Source organism: Anabaena sp. FACHB-83 (genome assembly GCF_014697485.1).
Classification (GTDB): Bacteria; Cyanobacteriota; Cyanobacteriia; order Cyanobacteriales; family Nostocaceae; genus Nostoc_B.
This window is the reverse complement of sequence record NZ_JACJRY010000031.1, coordinates 1-21598: the sequence shown is the minus strand read 5'-3', so window position 1 is coordinate 21598 and position 21598 is coordinate 1. Positions and strand designations below refer to the sequence as shown.

Sequence of the window (21598 nt, the reverse complement as noted above, 5' to 3'; positions counted from 1 at the left end):
CAGGAATACTGTTATGCTTAGTCAGTTTAATGCAGACTCTTTGCCCCCAGTGGAAGACCATGAATTTCTGCCACCGTTGAGTAATTGGGTGAAAATTGGCAGTTTGATACTTGTGGGTGCTGTGGGGGGTGCGATCGCTTTATCTTCGATAATCGAATACAGAGTGACTGTACTAGGACAGGCGATCGTCCGACCTACGGGAGAATTACGGCTCGTCCAAGCGGCGATGACTGGGCAGATAACCAATGTTTTGGTTAAAGAAAATCAGGCAGTGAATCAAGGAGATGTGCTGGCGACAATTGATGATTCCCGCCTACAAACTCAAAAAAGCCAACTGCAAGGCAACATCCAACAGACGCAATTACAATTACAACAAATTGATGCTCAAATTCAAGCTCTTCATCGCCAAATTCAAGCGGAAACTGACCGCAAAAATCGTTTAGTGAGTTCGGCGCAAGCTGGATTCAATCGCGCCCAACGCAACTATCGAGAACAGCAAATTAGCGTCCAAGCAGAAGTAGCCGCAGCCCAGGCAAATTTAAACAGAGCGCAAAATGAATGGTACAAAGCCCAGATAGAATTACGTGCGGCTGATGCTCAGTTGAAGTCAACAAAAATAGCCATGAGTGCGGCGGAAGCTAAACGCGATCGCTATCAAAAGATAGTTCAAGCGGGTGTTTTGTCTTTGAATCAATTAGAGGAAGTGCAGTTAGATGTGGCTCAACAAAAACAAGCGATTGAGATGCGACAAGCGGCGGTAGAAGCACAAAAGCAAATTATTGCCCAACAACAACAAACTGTAGTCGCCGAACAAGCCAAACTGCGCCGCGCTCAAGCTGCACTCAATCCGATTGATGCGGAAGTAGCGATCGCACAAGAGACGATTGCTCAAGAAATTGCCGGTGGACAAGCTACTCTCGCCACTCTCAACCGTGAATTGCAAGCTTTGTTACAACAGCAACTACAAATGAAAAATCAGATCCAGCGCGACACCAGGGAACTACAACAAGTGGTTATGGATCTCAGCCAAACTAAAATTACCGCCAGCGAAACCGGGATTCTCGCGCAACTCAATTTGCGAAATCCTGGTCAATCGGTGCGTCAGGGTGAAGAAATTGCTCAAATTGTCCCTAGCAATGCTCCTTTGGTCATCAAAGCTGCCGTCGCTCCTGATGATGTCAGTAAATTAGCCAAAAATCAAGAAGTCCAGATGCGGGTGTCTGCCTGTCCTTATCCCGATTACGGTACTCTTAAAGGTGTTGTTAGTCAAATTTCTGAAGATACAATCAAACCTTCAGGAAATCAAGTTGTGTCCACCGTTGCCAAGAATCCTGTTTCTGCTGTTTACGAGGTGACAATCATCCCCAACAGTTTTAGTTTTGGTAGAAACCAGCATCTATGTCATATTCAAGCGGGAATGCAAGGTAGAGCCGATATTATTTCCCAAAAAGAAACAGTTTTGAAGTTTTTGCTCAGGAAAGCTCGGTTAATTGCCGATGTTTAACCGCCGAAGTCCGCAGAGCGTTTGTTAAGGAAGGTTCTGAAGAAATTCATCTACAGAGTTGACAGCGATCGCCGCAGCCATTAAATTTTCTAGTTGTTCAATGCTCTGATCTTCCAGCCGGTCTTGCACTTCTTGGGGAATTGTACCGAAACGCAGTTGCAATACCTGTATTAACTGTCTTCTCGCACCTTGCTGTAGTCCTTGTTGTAGTCCTTGCGTGAGAATTTCTTGATACCAAGGTGATTCACGTAATACTGTCATATCCCACCTCATAATTTGTTGGACTAAAGGTATGTCTAGTACAAAACTAGCAAAAAATGCTAACAATGGTTCTAACTGATTAAATTGTTCTGAGGTTCGGAGTTGCTGTAACGCACGTTGTACAACTGATGTTTCTGCACCACCTCGTAAAATCGGCACAAATGGCAATAGTGAGGGTAATGGTTGGCTAAACACAATCTCTGCGTCTACTTCCCACAAGTTAATCACGTGATAGTCTTGAATTACTCTTAGTCCCAAAAACTCGGATTGGTAACTACTGACAACCGTGATTGTGGATGGAGGAGGCAAGATATTGATGAGTACTGGATAAATCGGTAGTTGATATTTTTCTTCTGCTAAGGCTGCATAAGCCCTCATACGGAGAGGCATATTTTTTGGGTAACGCAACTGCAACTCGTTGAGAATTAAAAAATCTCCACAGGATTCGCTGTATGCTTTGATTAGCACATCTGTTTCCCGACTAATCCATTGAAATTCAGCACTCAGAATTTCCTGAGCCACGACATCTGGAAGTTGTGTTACCCATTGCGCCCAAGCATTAGGCGCGAGGCTAATTAATCTTTTACTGCCGGTATCTGCTGCTTTTGCCACTGGATAATTTTTAAGTTTAACTGTGATCAGTAATCATCATATATATCAGGCGATCGCACTCACTACAAGGTAGCTAAAAACCGCGCCAGCTAGTTGTCATACTACTTCAATTGCTTAACTATCAGACCATGAGTTAAGATTTGGGGGATTCTCCCCCAAGCCCCCGATTGGGGGACGGTTGCGTCCCCCAAACCCCCTCCCAAATTATTCTTTGGTTTTTCGTTGAGTGTAGTGATTTTCACTTGAGTAGAATATAAATCAATAAGGTTCAGTTAAGACTAAAAACCAATTCTGGGTGTAGGTTGGGTTGAGGAACGAAACCCAACATCCGAGCATACTTTGTTGGGTTACGCTATCGCTCCACCCAACCTACTTTTCTGCTTAACTTTATTGGATAATACCTGAGTTTTTGAGTTGCGAATTGGTATGAGTGTCAACTGTTTTGATTACAAGCCATTACCAATCAAAATAAAGGCTGACCAGTAAAAAGGATGACTGAGATGCTCGCTTAACTGTGGTGTTAAGTTACCGTATTTGCCAGTAATTAGGGCGATTTGTGCTTGACGTAGGGCTTGGGCTTTGGTGGTTTTTCCTTGGGACAGGATGTTGTAAAAAGCATTCATTAATACTTGTGTACCGCCATCATCTACCGACCATAAAGAAGCGATCGCGGCTCGTGCGCCTGTTTGTTGTATCTGGTAGCCAAAACCCAGAATTTCTCTACCATTGCCAAATTGATCGCCTAATCCGGTTTGGCAGGCTGAAAGTACGATTAAATCAACATTGGGCAATCGCCAGTTTTTGATATCTCGGAGGGTGACGCGATCGCCATTTCCTAACAAAATAAATGATTCTTCCGGCTGTCCGGTGGTAAATGCGGCGTGAGTTGCTAAATGGATGACGGCGTAATCATTCATTTCCAACACAATATCTGAATTGAATTGCTTGTCTAATAATTTTTTGGTGCTGGGAATGGTTTGAGCGAGTGTTTCTACTTCTAAACCAGCAAAAGGTAAACCGGAAAAGTCAAACTGCTGAGATCCTACCTGAAAACTATAGTTGCCTTGGGTAAAGGCTGCCGCTAAGACATTTAATCGATTTTGGGGTTTGGTGTTGAGGTCGGTTAAGCTGACGGCAGTAATATTATTGATTTGGAAGCGTTCGATTAACCATTTTTGACCGTCATAAAGGGCGGCTAGGGGAACATAACGCAGTTGTCCGTCTGGAGCGTAGATGATGGTTTGGGCTTGTGCTTGTGCTAAGTCATTTTCTAGGGGTTTAATCAGCAAATCGTAGAGTTTTTGGGCGGGAACTGTGATTTTTGGGGTACGTTTTGGTAAGGTGGTGCGAAATTCCAAAATTGCTCGGTTGAGTTCTTCTTGGGTAACAGCTACGGTGCGGCGGATTGGTGGTGCGTAGGGAGTGACTAAAACTAGTTCTAAGCGATCGCTCAATACTAGGGGATAAAGTATGACTGCGCCTTGCTGGAGTTTTTTTAAGTTATCTTGTAAGGCACTAGCGGAGGATTCCAGGTTAAAACTCTGCCCTTGGGTGGTTTGCTGGAGTTGGGCGACCCATTCGCGCACTTTCGGGCTATCGAGGAAGGTGTTAAAGTCTTTGGCTAGTGTCTGCTGAATTTTACGTAATTCTAAAATACGCTGTTTCTGGGACGGGGTGCGGCTGCTCACACTAATGTTTTCCAGTTGGGCGAGTTCTCGACCAAGGGCGATCGCTTGCTCAAATTCTGCTTGCATCACCTCTCGAATTTGCCGTTCTTGGGAACGTTCCACAACACCAGTCGCGGTTTTTTCACTTCTTCGCACGTCACGGAGATAGTCTTCAATTTCTTGGACTTTGAGTAAGTCTAGTACTTGTTGCGCTTCTAAAATTCGGTTGCGTTGCAGGAGAAGATCGGCTAAATGGCGATAATCTTTGGCAATGATTTCGGTATAAGATTGCTGTTGTTCTTTGCTTAATTCCCTAATATTATTGCGAATTGTTTCTCTAGCATTTACTGATTGTTTGAAGAAGATAATTGCTAATTCTGGTTGGTTCTGTTTTTCAAGTAACTTCCCGATAGTATTGAGAATGTATCCTTCACCTTCTTTGTTGCCAATTTCTTGAGCAATTACTAAACTTTGGTGTAAGAATTTTCCGGCTAATTCATATTGCCCTTGCTCTAAATAAACGTTTCCTATGGCGTGGAGATTTATCCCTTCTGCATTTCTGGATTTGAATTTTTGATAAATAGTTAAAGGTGGTTGCAAATACGCCAAGGCTAATTGATATTTTTCTTGCTTGAAGTAAACAATCCCAATATTGTAATATGTTGTTGCTTTGAGAAATTCTTGTTGTTCTTTGTTCTGAATTTTTTGCAGCACTGTTAAGGCTTGCTGATGGAAATCTAACGCTAATTCATACTTTTCTTGTCTGTAGTAAATATTGCCGATCGCATTCAGCGCCCTCACTTCACCTGCAATGTCTCCTATTCTGTTTCCGTCTGATTCGAGCAGTACGGGTCGTCTGGCGATTTTTAAGGCTTCCTGATAAGATTTCAAAGCGAGTTCGTATTGTCCTAACACTTTATAAATCTGTCCCATATCAAGTTCAATTCGTACCCAGTCGCCTAAAATTTCTTGCCGGATGGGTAAGGCTTTTTGATAGTAATCGAGAGCTAATTTATACTCTCCCAAGCTGCTGTAAACTCTCGCTATGCGATGGAAAGTCGGCCATTGTCTTGGCTCGCTGCCTAATTTTTTCGCAATCTCCAAAACTTGCTGGTATTTTTCTAAAGCTTCTCGATATTTACCTGCTCTCGAAAATTCATTACCTTGGATGGTGTAAATGTCTGCTATGGAGTTGAGGCTGGATTTTTCCCAACCGCGATCGCCAATTTCTTGTTGAATTGCCAAAGCTTGCTGATAATATTTCAATGCCTGCTGGTAATTTCTTTGGCGATGGTAAACGTCTCCCAGGTGGAACAAAGTTCTGCCCGTACCTGTTTTATCTTCTATTTGTTGATAAATTAATAAAGCTGCCTCAAAGGTTTTAATGGCTCTAGCATATTCCCTGTATATATACTGCCGCCAACCTGCTTCATACAGTTGATCAGCTTTCAATTTTTCTGGTGTTTGAGCGAAGAAAATCACGCCACCTGCGGGGTTAAAAGTTGTAATTTTGCCAGATGAAAAGCGAATTTCGAGATTTTCGCCCTCAAAAGCCCCACTCAACGGCGTTTTACCCAGAATAGTTGCTGTTTTCTCACTTTGTTTTGCGATTTCCTGTCTAATTGCCAAGGCTTGTTGATCAACTTGAGTCGCGGCTTGATTTTCTCCTAATTGTTTGTAAACTGCACTCATCTGGGTGAGAATTATCCCCTCCCAAGGGCGATTTTTTTGCTGGCGAACAATTGTTAAGGCTTGCTGGTAAGCTTGTAATGCAGCTTGCAACTGAGTTTTGAGGTATTGTCCTTGGGTGGCGTAACTGTTTCCCTTGGCAAACAAAACTACTGCTTCTCCTTCCAGTGGGTGTACTTGCACAAGGGTTTTTTTCGCTGCATCTCTACCAACTTCCGTAATTAAGACGGCTTTTTGACCAGTAATATTTTCTTGAATACGGTTGCTAATTTCGCGCTGTAATGTACTTGCTTGCTCACGATACTCCTGCGCTGTTTGCGTCTGCCCTAATTTGGCGTAAATTGCGGCGATACTGTTGAGAATTGCGGCTTGATCTGGCTTTTCAAAGGGTATTCTTGTCCAGCGAAATAATTCCTGTTGTCCAAATTGGAGGATTTGTTGTTCTGGTACAAAATAGTTATCTTGAGTTTGAGGATCACGGGCGATCGCTAATGCTTGCTGATAAGCTGTTAACGCTGCTTCATACTGGCCTAAATTGGTGTAAATTTCCCCAATTTGGGTTAACAATATCGGTTTTTGATTAACTAACCTGTGGCTGCTGTTCTCCATGTTCACAATTGCCAGAGATTGCTGATAATCATCCAAGGCAGTTTGATACTGTCCTAATGCGGCGTAAACTTCACCCATACTTCTTTTAATTCGCTGTTCCTGCTGGCGATAATCTCCTGGGGACAATTCCTCTCTGCGCCAACGAATTTCGATATTTTCTGGGCTGGACATTTCCGCATTGATGATTGCCAAGGCTTCTTTGTAGAATTGCAAGGCAGTTTGGTACTGTCCTAGAGTTTTGTGGATATCTGCAATATTCGCTAAGGTATTTTCTTCCTCATTTTCAGCAAAGTTATGCCATCCAGCTACCCCAGCGATTACTTCTAGCCGTTGTCCGCGTTTCTCTATCTCGGCTATTTCTGCGGATTCAACAGTCGTGATGGCAGTTTTGATTGGTTTTCCTTTCCCTACCTGAATCAAACCGTTGCTGAGTCCATCTTCTAGTTTGATTCCCTCTGGGCGATGAATGTTGACATCAGTACCAAAGGCTACCCGAATTGTCTGGGGGATTGGTGTTTTTGTTGACTGTTCAGCAACTTCCCGACGAATTGCCAAGCTTTGCTGATAGGTATCTAAGGCTACTTGTAACTGTCCGAGAGTTTCGTAAATTGTCCCCATTTGATTGAGAATTACCCATTCCCAAGGACGATTTTTTTGCTGACGGACGATCGCCAAAGCTTGCTGATAGGATGCTAAAGCAGCTGGGTATCTTGCAAACTTGGCGTGTTCTACACCGTTACGGTAGTGGATGAGTGCTTCCCCTGTCAGGAGTGTAATTAAAGTTGGTCTTTTTTGGGGTATGTTGTAAGTCACCAAAATTGCCTGTTTGACAATATTTGTCGCCCACCCCACATGAACACCCATTTCCTGTCTGATGGCTAAAGCTTGTTCTTGATATTCCTGCGCCGTTTGTGGGTAGCCCTGGCTATGGTAAATATAGCCCAGATTATTCAGGATTTTCTCTTCCAGGGAGCGATCGCCAATTTCTCGCGCTATTGGTAAAGCCTGTTGATAATACTCCAGGGCTATTTGCGGCTGTCCTCCTTTGTTTTTGTGAGTGAAGGTGTTTTTGTAGGTGGAGGCGATCGCATTCAGGATTTTTGCTGTTAAGGGGCGATCGCCAATTTCGCGGACAATAGCTAAAGCTGGTTCGGAAAAATCCAGAGAAATCGGGCGCGATTCCCGTTGATTGTCGATTCCCCAGTTGTAATCTTTGCTCAAATTCAACATTACTGTAGCTTCGCCGATGCGATCGCCTGCTTGGCGCATCTGGGCTAAGGCTTGCTCGTAATATTTCACAGCTTGTTCTGTTTGATTTAACGCGGCGTAAGTCATCCCAATTCCGTTGAGACTCCAACCAACACCCGCGCGATCGCCCAAAGCCCCCATAATCATTAAGGCTTGCTGGTAATATTTTCTTACCTCCAGGTAAGACTTAATTTCCTCCGGCTTTTTGATTTGCTGGTAGTAAAGTTGCAATTTAATATAGCTGACGTAAGTATTTCCCAAGCCAATCAAAGTCATCGCTTCCCCAGATTTATCTTTTACCTCACGCCATATAGATAAAGCTTGCTGGTAGAATTGCACAGCATTTTTGTACTGTCCTTGGGTTGCGTAAACGGCGGCGATTTGATGAAGTGATGCGGCTTCCTCTCCACGGTTATTCAATTCCCGTGTAATTTCCCAGGCTTGTTGATGATGTTGAAGGGCGGTTTGAATTTGTCCTTGATGGCGATAAACTTCTCCGAGTTTATTGAGGACTGCGGCGGTGTGAGTGCGATCGCCAATTGCTTGATAAATATTTAATGCTTGTTGAAAAGATTGTAACGCCGAAGTAAATTGACTTTGCGCCAGTTGTTGATTACCTTGCTCAAACAATTGTTGCGCCTCTGGGATTTGAGCCACAACTTGGTGATTAGCAGTTAATTCTGCTGCCAACACTCGCCCTTGTCTGGGATGATCATTCATCAACCCACTATCAATAGAAAAGATAGCCAATAAAACAGCAAGTGTAGGCATTCTCAATGCGGGGAATTGCATCAAAAATATTTTGGTAAATTTGTAAGTGGTGGGACAAAATTCAATTCAACAGTGGAGATAGGATTACTCTAAGAGTTTCTTAGCCCCCCTTCAAAAGGCTACCGTGTACACAAGTCTTACTCAAGTTGCTTAGTGGCATTTTGATCCCCCCTAACCCCCCTTAAAAAGGCGGGAATTTTTCTCAAGTCCCCCTTTTTAAGGGGGATTTAGGGGGATCGAAATATGTGCAACTTCACGTTAAATTGGTATTACTTAATTATTAGTCCCGTCCCATTAATATCTTGAATAATTTCTGTTAGTCAATCCAATGTCACAAAAATATTATTAAGTCGAAACACCCCTCATCCCCCTTGTCTCCCTTGTCCCCCTTGTCTCCTCATCCTCTCATCCCCCAAATCACAACCTCAACCTACTACCTGTTTCATCAATCGGAAATGGCCTGATGGCTTTAGTATTAAACAGTTCTTGGAACACCTTGCGGCGTTTGTGGGGTGTTTCGGGTGCGATGTAACCCCATAAACTTTCCCAATAGAAAAAAGAGATACCAGAAAAAGAGCGATCGCGTACCATATCAATTTGTTCTTTAATTTGGGAAATTCTCACCGGGTTGCGTAAAGTTCCCGTAGAGATACCAATCACAACCGGAATTTTGGAGAGGGCTGATTTTATGGCTGGTTGTTCTAATTCGGTCTTAAAGCTATTTTGATTATGGCGATATACTTGCAACACCAACTCATCCACCCAGCCGTTTTTTACCCAAGTTTCCCAATCTTGCAAATAATATTTATATGCAAAAGCTTGTGCATTGGGAGACAGAGATAATTTTGCATTCGGTTCAATTTCCTTGATGCTGCGATAAATTCTCCCCATGAATGCCGTAATTTTGTTAGCACGCCAACGCATCCATTCTGGGTTAAAGGGATCAGTCGGCGGATTTTGACCTTGATGTTCTTGTTTGTAGAGTTCGACAGTGAAGCGATCGTAACCAAATTGTACTGGCATTCCAAAATGATCATCCAGTTGAATGCCATTTACATTGTAATTACTTACAACTTCTAAAATAAGTTCTAAAATAAAATCTTGAACTTCTGGATTTAGAGGATTTAACCAAGCTTGTTTAGTTGCAGCCCCATTGTTAGCGTCTTCTGGCAAAACTTCTTTAACAGAATTTACACCTGCTTGTCCAATGGTTAACCAATCAGGATAACGTTTGGCTAACTCAGAATTTGGTGGTGTCATAAAACCATATTCAAACCAGGGAATCACAGTCAAACCTTTGGGTTTAGCAAGTTTAATAATCTTGGCTAAAACATCTTGTCCACCGTGCATAAAATTCAGTGTTGGTTCTGCTTCTTCCCCAATCGTATTTTTAGCAACATTACTTTTGTAAAAAGTATTACCCCGATTCCAAACTACAGGATAAATCGTATTAAAATTCAGCGCCGCTAATTGATTAATAGCGCGGTCAATTCCCCAAGGAACAAACAAAACCCCACTAGCAACGTTAGTTAACCAAACACCACGAATTTCTGTAACCATTGTTTGGTTTTTTGGTTGAGCATAAAATGAAAAAGAAGGTAGGGTAAATACTGTTAAACAAAGTATAAATTCTAAAGCTATTAAGTAAATAATCCAATGTTTAGTCAACCGATTCATCAGTGGGTTTGACTGCCTTTGCAAAGAACAATTATAAATACAAAATAATTCAGCATTTTCCGGATTTAGATTGCCCAAAATATCGTTTTTTTAATTATATGAATATACTAAAGTGGGAATTTTTGGCTTTTTGGTAATGAGAAAATGTAGTCTAGCACACAATATTTAATGAATAATAGGACTTACGCACCAAGATTGTCTGTGGAGGTTGGGTATAGGGGTGAAAGGGTATGGGGTGTAACCCGAATTTCTCACGTATGGGTAGCGGGTGTGGAGAGAGAGGGGAGTGTGGGGAGTGTGGGGGGAAAGATTTCTTCACCATCCTCCCACACCCCCAATACCTTTCGGTTAAGATATCTCTTCGTTGAGGCAGCAGTTGTGCGGAGGAGCAGAGGGGCAGGGGAGAGGTTACTGTTAATTCTCCCTTGCGCCCCTGCACCCCTGCACCCAAGATACCTTCACAAGTAAATTCCTTATCCGAAAAGTATTGCCCACACCCCTGGATTTCTCTCTTGCGAGAAATCCGGGTATACCCCTACACCCTTAATATTTCGTCTTACTGCGTAAGTCCTAAATAAGACACCTCTGTTATGCGTGGTAAAAATATCTAGTTTGGGAGAGCCACAAACTATTCCAGAAAATCTACCAAAATAAAACTTCTAAAGTATCTTGGTAGCTCATTTGCAACTGTGAATGTGCATTTCCGCCATTGATGGCGATTTCTACCCAGCCATGACTACCAACTAAGGCGACAGCTTCACCAACTTGGCAATTACTGTAAGTTTCACATCCTGGGATTGTCAACCCCGCAATCTGCACGCACCAGGTTTTACCTTCCACGCAACTTTGAGGAATATTGCTGATTAAATTGCCAAAGTGATCTATATATTGAATATGTCCCAACACACCACGGCTAGTTGTTTGACATTTGCCCATCCCTAGCTGTAACAAAGTTGTGGGATTGATTTCGTTTCCCAAATATTTCAACGGAACGCCACTAGCCAGATTAGCTCCCACAGGTGCGAAAATATCTCTACCATGAAAAGTGCGACTAGGTTGGGGAGTTAACCAGTAGTCTGGGTTTGTTAGTTCCACGGCTGCGACTGCGGGAGTTTGACTGAGTATACCGCTAAATATGCCATTATCGGGGCCGACTAAAAACCCTCCAGCCAATTCTACTGCGATCGCTCTCCGGTTTCCACCCACCCCCGGATCTACTACTGCTATATGTACTGTTCCATCGGGAAAGTAGGGATAAGCATTCATCAAGCAAAATCTAGCAGCAACAAGATTTTGTGGCGGAATTTGGTGTGTTAAGTCGATAACCCTAATTTCTGGGTTGATTTGAGCAATTATACCTTTCATCACCCCGACATAAACATCGCGATCGCCAAAATCGCTGAGTAATGTCAGGTGCGATCGGGTGTTCATTGCCTTTTTTGCCATAAACCTACAATATTCACATATATAAAGATGTAAATTTCTGTAGCAACAGCTACAAAACCTGTGCTATATTAGCAATACTAAACAGAAAAAAGCATAAAGAGGGAAATAACTATGAATCAAAATAGATTACAGGCTATGAGACAAGCTAAAGAAGCTCACAGACAAAACCTGAGAAAAAGCTTGGAACATCGCTTAGAAGTAGCTAAAGCCCAAGGTAACGAAAAGCTAATTCATCAACTAGAAGCCGAAATGAGATATATCGGCTAAGTCTGGTAAAGCAAGAGTTGACTGTTTATAGTTTTGTTGTGTGGAAACCCCCGCTTCGGCGGGTTTTTTGTTGAGTGCTGAGTGGGGAACTGGGAGTTGGGAGTGGGGAGTTGGGAATGGGGGAAGAATTTTCTTCTACCTCCTACCCCTTGTCTCTTTTTTCCTGCCATTTCATACTTCCGGTTCTACCCCCAAAGCCCGTAATTGTGCCGCCAAACGTTCAGCACGTTGCAGTGCAGCTTCTTTAGCCGCTCGTTCTTGTTCAGCCCGTTCTGCACCAGTAGGAATGACATTCCCTTCCGCATCACACCACCTCAGCCAAATATCGCGTTTGCCTTCATACACGCCCTCCCACAAACATAACCCTAGCTCAACTTCTGTCAACCATTGTTCGCTCATGGTTACATATTGCCGTCCTTGCAATTCATACATTTGCAGAACTTCACCACCAAGTTGCTGAGATGGGTCGAAAATAATGTAGTATAAAATCCGCATCCGGGCATATTCTAAGAATTTACGCCCTGTTTCATTCCCTTCTCGATTTGAGACAATTTCAATCACTACTTCTGGTGGTTTACCAAATTCCCAAAAGAAATAAGAACGATGTCTTTTTTCCCACCAATTTTCGGCTACTTGTACATCCAGGCTCAAGAAGACATCAGGTACAATTGCTGGTTGATAACTACTAGCAAACAACCCCACATTAGCAGCCACAAGAAACCCTTGGGAATTATTTGCACCTCTCCAAGAACTGTAAAGGGTTTCTGTTAATAGGCGTTGTTGTTTTTCCGATGGTAGATTATCCACTGCTGCGTCGTCTTCTGTCACCAATTGACTGACATCTGGTAACACATCCTCTGGTAATAAACCGTCCTCTGTCAAGATAATAGATTCACTCATAAGAAACTATATATAGGAATCCGGTTTGATTTCTGAATTTATTTGTGTAGGTAGGGAACAGGGAATGGGGAGTCGGGAGTAGGAAAGAAGCCTGATCTGAGTATACTGATTTTTTTCCAAAATCAAATATGAGTCCTATATAGCCTTAATTATATTTTGACAGCATTATCAAACAAGGCAAAAGTTAAAGGTAAAAAGTAAAAAGAAATACTAATTTTTGATTTCTTTTTACTTTTTACTTTTACCCTTTTACTTATTAAATCCCCTTGGACTTTGTTATGACTTGGGTTTATATGTCGAAGCAACGTGCAGTTCTTTTAATTGCTTCGCATCCACCCCAGAAGGCGCATCTGTTAACAAGCAACGGGCTTGTTGTGTCTTCGGAAAAGCAATCACATCACGGATAGATTCTTCCCCAGCAAGTAACATCACCAAACGATCTAAACCGTAGGCGATACCACCATGCGGCGGTGTACCGTATTCAAAAGCTTCTAGAAGGAAACCGAATTTACTTTGCGCTTCTTCTGGAGACAAGCCAATGGTTTCAAATACCTGTTCTTGAATTTCTCGCTGATAAATTCGCAAACTACCACCGCCAACTTCAAAGCCGTTAAATACCAAGTCGTAAGCTTGGGCGCGGGCGGTTTTTAAGTCGTGTAAATCATCGGGATGGGGTGCGGTAAATGGGTGGTGTAATGCTTCCAAACGCTTTTCGTCAGCATTCCACTCAAACATCGGGAAATCAACAATCCATAACAAATTGAGTTTATCGGGATTGATTAACCCAAATTCTTTAGCAGTAAATTGCCGTAATCTATCTAAAGTTTTGTTAACAGTACCAACATCACCAGCCGCAAACAATAACAAATGTCCGGCTTCTGCACCTGTGCGGCGGAGAAGTTCAGCTTTTTGTTCGGCGGTGAGGTTGTCTTTAATTGCGCCGATGGTGTCAATTTCTCCATCTTCCCTAACACGGATGTAAGCTAAACCTTTCGCGCCGGCTTCACTAGCTTCTCTGAAAATGTCGCCGCCTGGTTTAATGCGGACGTTAGAAATTTTGTCGTTACCGTTGGGAATGGGAAGGATTTTGACGATACCACCGTGGGCGACAGCATCCCGAAAGACTTTAAAACCAGAGTCTTTGAGAATATCGGAAACATCGACTAATTCTAAATCATAGCGAGTGTCGGGTTTATCGCTACCATAACGCGCCATTGCATCAGCGTAGGTTAAGCGCGGGAAAGGATGGGGTAATTCAATTCCTTTCACGGTTTTGAAGATATGACAAACAAGCTTTTCATTGAGTTCGATAATTTCTTCTTGAGACATGAAACTCATTTCCATGTCTAATTGGGTGAACTCTGGCTGTCTGTCGGCGCGTAAGTCTTCATCCCGGAAGCAACGAGCAATCTGATAGTATCTGTCCATACCGGATACCATCAAGATTTGTTTAAATAGTTGTGGTGATTGGGGTAAAGCAAACCATTCGCCAGGGTTGACACGACTGGGTAAAACATAGTCCCGCGCACCTTCGGGAGTGGAACGAGTCAAGACTGGGGTTTCAACTTCGATGAAATTTTCCCCATCTTCTAAATAGCGCCGCATGGCTTTGACGACTTGATGACGCAGTTGCATATTTTGCGCCATGCGATCGCGCCGTAAATCCAAATAACGGTATTTTAGTCTTAAGTCTTCCCGCACCGATTCGGTGTCAGCACTGGAAACCTGGAATGGTAGCTGCTTGCGGACTGCATTTAACAAGGTAATTTTATCCGCATAAATTTCTACTTCACCTGTAGGAATGCGGTTATTCAGTGATTCTTCGGGACGCTGCGTTACTCTGCCGGTGATTTCGACGACGTATTCATTCCGCAAAGCATTGGCTTGCTCGTAGGAGTTGGGGGTGCGTTGCGGATCGCTGACAATTTGGACTGTGCCAGAGCGATCGCGTAAATCTAAGAATATCACGCCCCCATGATCGCGGCGACGGTCTACCCATCCGTACAAGGTAACAGTTTCTCCAATATCTTCTTTTCGGAGTTCGCCGCAATAGTGAGTTCGCATAGTAGTTAATCTGTTCTTCTGGGCTAGATGGGGCAATAAAAGTCAAAGCTTTCCCATTATCTAGCATCAATAGTATCTGATTGAAGAACCGATCGCATATTATCGCGCCAATCAATACAAATTGAATTTTTTCAACTACTCTCAACTTCTTCCCTGTTTCTGGGGTTATGTTCTGTAATTAAGCCAAATTTCTAATCATAATTTCAATAAAAAAGCAATAGACTTTTATCTAATAGTCATAAGTTTATTTTTATTCTATTTTAGGCATAAAATTCATACTTAAAATAAATGTATCAGAAAAAACATGCTAATCATAGTAAATCTACATCTGATTCATCATCTAACAATCAGTTTGCACCACGTCCATTTAAAGTTGAATCAACACCATCAGAAAATTTAACTTCAGAACAACCACAAGATACAACCGAGACTAGACAATATAAATCACATCTTCCTAAAGTATCTATAGTTACAGAGAATCCTGTGCAGCGATCGCCAGTCTCACCTTGGAGTAATTTAAAAATTGATCCGAATTATCAAGCTGATAGTTATACGTCAAAAATCTCGCAATCAGCAGTACCAAGTTTCCCATTGCAGATGAAGTTGCATACTGAACAGCTTGGAGATAAATCTCATCAACAACCAGATAGTTCAGCAGACACCATACAGCCAACTGAGTTGGCAATTCAAAGTCAAGAAATTCAACCTGAAAATAACACCGGCTTGCCTGATAACTTAAAAACAGGCGTGGAAAATCTTTCTGGAATGGGAATGGATGATGTCAAAGTTCATTATAATTCCAGCGAGCCTCCAAAGTTTCAAGCTGCTGCCTATACCCAAGGAACAGATATTCACGTTGCACCTGGACAGGAAAAGCACCTTCCCCATGAAGCATGGCACGTAGTTCAGCAAAAGCAAGGAAGAGTCAAACCTTCTATTCAATTGAAAGGAATCAGTGCGAATGTTGATTCTACGCTAGAAAAAGAAGCCGATGTCATGGGGGCAAAAGCTAACAGTGTTGGTAGTGTGATGTCTCGACTACCTTCGGCTTCTCAGGTAAAGGAAAGTATTCAGTCTTTTGGGCAAACTAAACCAACTACGCCACCTACTAAATTAGGAAGTTCTGTTAGACAATTTAAATGTTTTGGATCAAGAAGAAACCAAGCTAGTAACAACCCTCAATCAGAACCGGAAGTTGTAACAAGTAGTAAACAGGAAGTAGATAGAACTGATCAACAATTTCCTCCCTCTGAAGTTGATCCGAAGATATTAGCGAAGTCGATAGAGCCAAAAGCAGCAAAAATTAAAAGTGATATAGTAGGACACCTGAATTTAGTACCTTATGACGTAGCTACTGTCACCACTTGGCTGAATAGTATGGGCGAATTTCCTAGAGAAGAAGTTCCAACAGTTTTATATCATCCTCGTGAAGAAACTATCATGTATCACACAACAACAACACCAGCAGCACAATCAATATTACAAACTGGCTTAGACCCAACTTATGGTGGCACAGGCGGTGCTGTAGGTACTTCTGGTGAAGCTAATGCTAAAGGCTATATTTACTTATGTAATAACGAAACTTACGCCTGTGTAGTTGCTAAAAACTTTTTTGGAGATACTACCAAATACAACGAAGGGCTGACAATCTTGCAAGTCATAGTAGATCCATCAACAGTATTTGTGAGCGATCCAGATTTAGCTTCTGCTGTCAGAACAACAAGAAAATTAACCAACATTAAAAGATATGCAACTGTGAGTAATAAAGGAAAAATCATTGCTTACTCAGACGAAGCTATAAGACCTACTGAAGATGTAGAATCAGATGATTAGTAAACTTGCAATTAATCTAGTTGAAATACTAGCTCAAATCCGTCAAAAAATTATTAGCCTTGTCGAAGATGAATGGCAGGAATTAGGGAAAGTGGTAGACGAGATACTTGATGATCCACTTAATCCCACAGCCATTATACCGATCGCCACTGGGATATCCATAGGCGCAAAAATTGATGATCTGATTGCTGTAGCTGCATCAGTAACACTGATCAGTCTATCTTTCCGAATTGTTGATGATTGTATTGATATGGATGCACCAGATGGACTTTACCAATCTTTGGGAGTTGGTCGGGCAATTAATTATGCAATGGCTTTGAATGCTGTTGCAACCCGTGAGTTCATAAATTTTAAACTTCCTTCAGATAACTTAGAAGGACTCTTGCGGGACTATTTCTATTCATTCTTGCAAGTATGCCAAGGACAAGATAAAGATATCAGTCAGACTATTAATTCTTTAGATGAATATCGAGAAATAGTCAACCTGAAGACCGTTAAAGCATATCAATTTGCCACTGCGATCGCTAGTTATCTGTCTGCTTGTGATGCAGACATTATCGCCTTATGTGTTCAATGCGGCACTCATTTAGGTTGGATGACGCAAATTCTTGATGATATTGAATCCCTGTGGTTTCCAGTTACAGAAAATATCCGTGAAATAGAAAAGAAAACTTTTCCTGTCTTATTAGGTTTGACTCTAGAACATCCTAATGCACAAAAATTAGCCAGCTTATTTCACAAGCAAGAATATAACAGAATCAAGATTTGTGAATTATTAGATGAAATGGAAGTTCGCACTCGACTAATGAATATAGCCCTTGATCATCGAGATCAGGCAATCAAATCTCTGGCTAAGTTGCCTAACCCAGAAGGAAGCAATATTTTACAGCTTTGGCTGGATTGGTATTTACGTAATGGCGAACTTCTATTACAACCTGTGGTGCGAAATTAGTTGGCTTGACTTCTTTCAGTTGAAGGTAGAGACGTTTCACTGCAACATCTCTACCCTGGGGGTTTATTATTGATTACGAGGGGCGTTGAAGGCTTCCCAGGCGGCTTTGGCTGCATTTTGGAGGCGATCGCCAAAATCAGCAAATTCTTTCCAAAGTAAGTGCCAGTTTTTCTCAGCTTCTTCTTGGATCACAGTCCAAGCATTTTCTAGGCGATCGCGTTCAATGAGTTTTTCACCTTCAATGGCTTGGCGTGCTTGGCGCACAGCATTTAAATAAGTTTCGCGGGTAAGAGTTCCGGCTGATTCTGCTTCAGCTTGGGCGCGTCTTTTGAGTGCTTCAATTAAAGCTTTGGTTTCGTTCTTCACTTCATCAGTCTCCCCAGCCATTTCAGCTTCTACCATTTCGTTAGTTTGAGAACTGATTTCTACAACTACAGTAGATTCAATTGATTCAAAATTATTACCAGTCATCATGATAATATCCTCAGAATTAACTTTTCCAACAAATGACTAATGACTAATATTTTGTAGACAGTTGTTGTTCTAATTTCAGTAATTGTTCAACTCGTGATTCTGTGTCAGGGTGACTAGAAAATAAGTTACCTAAAAACTTGCCAGAGATAGGATTGATAATTAATAACGGTTCAAAAGCTGGATTAGCATCTAAAGGTAATTGTCGTGCTGTGGCTTCTAATCTTTGCAAAGCGCGGGCTAATGCACGGGGATTACCTGTTAATTTGGCAGCACCAGCATCAGCAGAAAATTCTCTTGTACGCGATATACCTAATTGAATTACTGTTGCAGCTATTGGCGCTAACAATACAGTTAACAATATTCCTAAAGGATTGCCACCTCTATCATCGTCCCGTGAACCACCGCTAAACCACAAACTGTAACTCACCATCTGGGCGAGGAAAGAAATCGCACCGGCGATCGTTGCGGCTACTGCCTGGGTTAAGGTGTCACGATTGATAATGTGCGTTAATTCGTGGGCAATCACGCCTTCTAACTCGTCTTCGGGCAGAATATTTAAAATACCTTCAGTCACAGCCACAGCCGCGTGTTCGGGGTCGCGTCCTGTTGCAAAGGCGTTAGCAGTTTGACCAGGAACGATGTAAACTCCAGGCATTGGGATGTTAGCGCGTTTAGCTAATTTTTCCACCATCCGATACAGCCCTGGTGCTTGGGCAGCACTCACTGGCTGGGCGCGGTATACTGCTAATGCAATCTTATCTGATTGATACCAAGAAAATAGATTAGTTACTGCTGCTAAACCAATACCAATAATTAAGCCGCCAGTGCCACCAAATACCCAGTAACTTATCGCAATTAATAAACCACTGAGCGCACCTAACAAAGCAACTGTTTTAAATTGATTTCCCATATTTATGCTCTCCTATTAATGCTGTATTAAGCTTTTCTCAATCACAGCATTACTTAAGCCACACATAGATTGTATCGACCCAAACAGGCAGTTATCAGGTAGAGATTGCGCCCCCATTCTGTACGGTTATCCTACTCAAGTCAGCAAATAATAACTTATTTGAAAAGAACGAAATTTAGGGTTTAGTTAATCAAGCCAGAAGTTTAAATGAAATTATCAATTAAGAAAAAATATATATAGGAATCCGATTTAATTTCTGAATCTAGTTGTGTAAGCAGGGAGTAGGGAGTAGGAAAGAAGCCTGACCTGAGTTTACTGATTTTTTTCATAAATCCAATATTAGTCCTATAGTAATTAATACTCAATATACTTACAGAAGAATTCAGCTTGCCAATTCTATTCGATTGGTGGATATTGTTCCCCACTGATTACATTCTGACTTCTGAATTCTGACTTCTGAATCCTTCCACAATATTGTTCTTTTCCATACTCTGGCGGAGATAGTGTCAAAATTTCCCTGAGTTTCATATCCTGGAGATAGACAGCAAGGAAAGCGGCATGACCAGTCAGAAAAAACCATCACAAACTCTCAAAATTGCTGTAGTTGGAGATATTCACGACCAATGGGAAGTGGATGATGCCATTGCACTCAAGCATTTGAGTGTGGATTTAGTGCTATTTGTGGGAGATTTTGGCAATGAATCAGTGGAAGTGGTGAGGGCGATCGCTTCCCTGGATATCCCCAAAGCAGCAGTTATGGGCAACCACGATGCTTGGTATACGGCTACAGAATGGGGACGGAAAAAATGTCCCTACGATCGCACAAAAGAAGACTGGGTGCAAGAACAACTAGATTTACTGGATACAGCCCATGTCGGTTACAGCCAATTAGATTTTCCCCAATGGAATTTAACCGTTGTTGGTGGTCGTCCTTTTACTTGGGGAGGCCCAGAATGGAGATTTGCCGATATCTGCAAAGAACGTTACGATGTGACAAATTTTGAAGAATCAGCAGCTAAAATTCTAGCGGCGGTTAAAAGTGCGGCTGGTGATGCAATTATTTTTTTGGGTCACAACGGGCCGAGTGGATTAGGCGATCGCCCCGACGACCCTTGTGGTAAAGATTGGCATCCCATCGGCGGCGACTTTGGCGATCCCGACTTTGCAGCAGCTATTTCTCAGACTATCACCATTGGTAAAACCATTCCCCTCGTTACCTTTGGACACATGCACCACAATCTGCGTCACACCAAAAAAGAACTACGTAAATCAGTGTTTCAAAGTCCAGAAGGCACAATTTACTTAAATGCCGCCAGCGTCCCCAGAATTATCGAACATGAAGGACACAAGCAGCGTAATTTCTCAATTGTCCACTTACAAGCAGGAGTAGTCACAAAAGCGGCTTTAGTTTGGGTGGGACAAGATTTTCAGGTAATCTCAGAGGAAATTTTATATCCTGCTTCACCCAGTGAATCGTAGACATTTGCTTTGAGTAGTGCAACCTGCGTAGATGTAAGATATAGTATTATCTGTCAGCTTTTTGGCTCACCAAAAAACCAGGTAAGCAGTAGCTAGACAGTTTTACTGGAGAGGTGGCAGAGTGGTCGATTGCGTCCGACTTGAAATCGGATGAACCGAAAGGTTCCGGGAGTTCGAATCTCCCCTTCTCCGTTGTTTGAGATACTCATCGTCCACTTGGTTGGCGAAGGGCAAGAATCAGCAATATAGTAGCCCCAAATGCTGCTATTGTGCGGATGTGATTCCAAAATGTCCAGTCGCTCAGATATCTAGCCCATAAATTTGCGCCCTCGGTGCTATCTGGATCAACGATCGCCAAGGCATCATTTAGAGGTACATTGAAGGCGATCGTTACCCCAACCGTGCCAATCAGGTAAAGTAGGCTGCCAAACAGCAAGTAGGCTGCACTGGGTTGATGTAACTTGGAAAATGAAGCGATCGCTAAAACCAAACAAGCTAAAGCTGTGCCGAAAAGTGCCACCATAAACAACGGATTGATTGCTGTGATATTAATGGACTGCATAGCAACAATCCCGGCTTTGGGCTGGAGTCTAGCCAGTGCATTCATCACAAAAGTCGAAAAAGCAAAAAAGACTCCCGCCACTAGCCCACAGCCCAAGGTAGCGCCAAGTTTGAGTATAAAAGGCCAGTGGTCAAAACTGATCATCAACCCTCCTACATTTGAATTGATATTCCAGAAAGAAGTACTATAAATGTACTATCACTGCCCTGTTCTATTTAACTATTTAACGTGAAAGCCAGAATTGAAAATCAAGTATTATTTCTCCACCACCCAGATTTGCCAGAGTTTAAAAAAGGCGGTTCAGTGGTGAGAAACTCTTATTTTTGGGCTTTACGTTCAATTGCAGGTCGGGCTTCACGTTATAGTGATTGGGAATATGAATCCGAAGTTTGGTTCGCCCTGAGACGAATGTTGTTATCTTTTGCGGAGTCTGGGTATTTAGGTTACAGAGAAACTTTGCTGGAATTTCCCCTAGAGATGGGAGAAATCCCCGATGTGCTGCGTGATGTCTCTACTTGGGAGTAATTTTGTCATTTGTCGTTATTTAATTTTTGACAAGCGTGACGTACTCCACACACTCCCCTTCGGGTGAGTGTGGGCTTCTCAATGACTCTTCTAGGAAGACATTAATTGAGCTTTAAGACCATGCGTCCCACGGTTCTTTATGTTTATA

At 42.3% G+C, this 21598-nt stretch carries 15 protein-coding genes and 1 tRNA gene; 7 read left to right on the top strand and 9 right to left on the bottom strand.

From position 1 onward, the window contains the following. Window positions 1–13 precede the first annotated feature (13 nt). The gene (locus tag H6G79_RS26130) at window positions 14–1504 is read left to right on the top strand and encodes an HlyD family secretion protein (RefSeq protein WP_190593188.1); all 1491 of its coding nucleotides are present in this window, start codon (window positions 14–16) and stop codon (window positions 1502–1504) included. Window positions 1505–1528: 24 nt separating this feature from the next. Here the strand turns inward: H6G79_RS26130 and H6G79_RS26125 are convergent, their stop codons facing one another. The 4 genes from H6G79_RS26125 to H6G79_RS26110 form a co-directional block, all read right to left on the bottom strand. Beyond that, window positions 1529–2377, bottom strand: coding sequence for a DUF4351 domain-containing protein (locus tag H6G79_RS26125; protein ID WP_190593189.1), 849 nt, complete (start codon window positions 2375–2377; stop codon window positions 1529–1531). Between the two features lie 446 nt (window positions 2378–2823). Continuing rightward, on the bottom strand, window positions 2824–8361 hold the full coding sequence (locus H6G79_RS26120; RefSeq protein ID WP_242048561.1) for a tetratricopeptide repeat protein: 5538 nt from the start codon (window positions 8359–8361) through the stop codon (window positions 2824–2826). 417 nt (window positions 8362–8778) lie between these two features. Continuing rightward, window positions 8779–10038 carry a glycoside hydrolase family 10 protein gene (locus H6G79_RS26115; protein ID WP_190593191.1) on the bottom strand — a complete coding sequence of 420 codons (1260 nt, stop codon included), beginning with the start codon at window positions 10036–10038 and terminating at the stop codon, window positions 8779–8781. Window positions 10039–10680: 642 nt separating this feature from the next. After that, window positions 10681–11484, bottom strand: a complete 804-nt coding sequence (locus H6G79_RS26110) for an S-adenosyl-l-methionine hydroxide adenosyltransferase family protein (protein ID WP_190595200.1) — start codon at window positions 11482–11484, stop codon at window positions 10681–10683. 111 nt (window positions 11485–11595) lie between these two features. Between H6G79_RS26110 and H6G79_RS26105 the strand changes: the two genes are divergently transcribed. Next, complete coding sequence (locus tag H6G79_RS26105) at window positions 11596–11751, top strand: hypothetical protein (protein ID WP_190595201.1); 156 nt, start codon at window positions 11596–11598, stop codon at window positions 11749–11751. Window positions 11752–11922: 171 nt separating this feature from the next. On the opposite strand, the gene H6G79_RS26100 is transcribed toward H6G79_RS26105, so the two are convergent. Then, window positions 11923–12651, bottom strand: coding sequence for a Uma2 family endonuclease (locus H6G79_RS26100; RefSeq protein ID WP_190595202.1), 729 nt, complete (start codon window positions 12649–12651; stop codon window positions 11923–11925). Between the two features lie 276 nt (window positions 12652–12927). Continuing rightward, window positions 12928–14715 (bottom strand): aspartate--tRNA ligase, encoded by a 1788-nt coding sequence (aspS, locus tag H6G79_RS26095; RefSeq protein WP_190595203.1) that lies wholly within the window; start codon window positions 14713–14715, stop codon window positions 12928–12930. A 288-nt stretch (window positions 14716–15003) separates the two neighbouring features. Between aspS and H6G79_RS26090 the strand changes: the two genes are divergently transcribed. Beyond that, window positions 15004–16548, top strand: a complete 1545-nt coding sequence (locus tag H6G79_RS26090) for a DUF4157 domain-containing protein (protein WP_242048560.1) — start codon at window positions 15004–15006, stop codon at window positions 16546–16548. Next, entirely contained in the window at window positions 16541–17500 is a 960-nt protein-coding gene (locus H6G79_RS26085; RefSeq protein WP_190595204.1) for a polyprenyl synthetase family protein, read from the top strand. Before H6G79_RS26090 ends, H6G79_RS26085 begins: the two co-directional genes overlap by 8 nt. Window positions 17501–17566: 66 nt before the next feature. On the opposite strand, the gene H6G79_RS26080 is transcribed toward H6G79_RS26085, so the two are convergent. Together H6G79_RS26080 and H6G79_RS26075 are read right to left on the bottom strand one after the other, a co-directional pair. After that, a complete protein-coding gene (locus H6G79_RS26080) occupies window positions 17567–17971 on the bottom strand; it encodes a hypothetical protein (RefSeq protein WP_190595209.1) in 405 nt (134 codons plus the stop codon). 46 nt (window positions 17972–18017) lie between these two features. Then, entirely contained in the window at window positions 18018–18884 is an 867-nt protein-coding gene (locus H6G79_RS26075) for a zinc metalloprotease HtpX (protein ID WP_190595205.1), read from the bottom strand. Between the two features lie 558 nt (window positions 18885–19442). On the opposite strand from H6G79_RS26075, the gene H6G79_RS26070 reads away from it, so the two are divergent. Then, window positions 19443–20363 (top strand): TIGR04168 family protein, encoded by a 921-nt coding sequence (locus H6G79_RS26070; protein WP_190595206.1) that lies wholly within the window; start codon window positions 19443–19445, stop codon window positions 20361–20363. A gap of 107 nt (window positions 20364–20470) precedes the next feature. Then, window positions 20471–20555 (top strand) — tRNA-Ser (locus tag H6G79_RS26065). A gap of 13 nt (window positions 20556–20568) precedes the next feature. Here the strand turns inward: H6G79_RS26065 and H6G79_RS26060 are convergent. After that, window positions 20569–21069, bottom strand: a complete 501-nt coding sequence (locus tag H6G79_RS26060; protein ID WP_190595207.1) for a DUF1772 domain-containing protein — start codon at window positions 21067–21069, stop codon at window positions 20569–20571. Between the two features lie 84 nt (window positions 21070–21153). On the opposite strand from H6G79_RS26060, the gene H6G79_RS26055 reads away from it, so the two are divergent. Next, entirely contained in the window at window positions 21154–21450 is a 297-nt protein-coding gene (locus H6G79_RS26055; protein WP_062294907.1) for a hypothetical protein, read from the top strand. The last annotated feature ends 148 nt before the right edge of the window (window positions 21451–21598 follow it).

What these genes read in the sequence shown, in the direction of transcription:
- H6G79_RS26130 (WP_190593188.1), top strand. Translation starts at nt 14, where the DNA reads ATGCTTAGTCAGTTTAATGCAGACTCTTTGCCCCCAGTGGAAGACCAT.
- H6G79_RS26120 (WP_242048561.1), bottom strand. Translation starts at nt 8,361, where the DNA reads ATGCCTACACTTGCTGTTTTATTGGCTATCTTTTCTATTGATAGTGGG.
- H6G79_RS26115 (WP_190593191.1), bottom strand. Translation starts at nt 10,038, where the DNA reads ATGAATCGGTTGACTAAACATTGGATTATTTACTTAATAGCTTTAGAA.
- H6G79_RS26110 (WP_190595200.1), bottom strand. Translation starts at nt 11,484, where the DNA reads ATGGCAAAAAAGGCAATGAACACCCGATCGCACCTGACATTACTCAGC.
- H6G79_RS26105 (WP_190595201.1), top strand. Translation starts at nt 11,596, where the DNA reads ATGAATCAAAATAGATTACAGGCTATGAGACAAGCTAAAGAAGCTCAC.
- H6G79_RS26100 (WP_190595202.1), bottom strand. Translation starts at nt 12,651, where the DNA reads ATGAGTGAATCTATTATCTTGACAGAGGACGGTTTATTACCAGAGGAT.
- aspS (WP_190595203.1), bottom strand. Translation starts at nt 14,715, where the DNA reads ATGCGAACTCACTATTGCGGCGAACTCCGAAAAGAAGATATTGGAGAA.
- H6G79_RS26090 (WP_242048560.1), top strand. Translation starts at nt 15,004, where the DNA reads ATGTATCAGAAAAAACATGCTAATCATAGTAAATCTACATCTGATTCA.
- H6G79_RS26085 (WP_190595204.1), top strand. Translation starts at nt 16,541, where the DNA reads ATGATTAGTAAACTTGCAATTAATCTAGTTGAAATACTAGCTCAAATC.
- H6G79_RS26080 (WP_190595209.1), bottom strand. Translation starts at nt 17,971, where the DNA reads ATGACTGGTAATAATTTTGAATCAATTGAATCTACTGTAGTTGTAGAA.
- H6G79_RS26075 (WP_190595205.1), bottom strand. Translation starts at nt 18,884, where the DNA reads ATGGGAAATCAATTTAAAACAGTTGCTTTGTTAGGTGCGCTCAGTGGT.
- H6G79_RS26070 (WP_190595206.1), top strand. Translation starts at nt 19,443, where the DNA reads ATGACCAGTCAGAAAAAACCATCACAAACTCTCAAAATTGCTGTAGTT.
- H6G79_RS26060 (WP_190595207.1), bottom strand. Translation starts at nt 21,069, where the DNA reads ATGATCAGTTTTGACCACTGGCCTTTTATACTCAAACTTGGCGCTACC.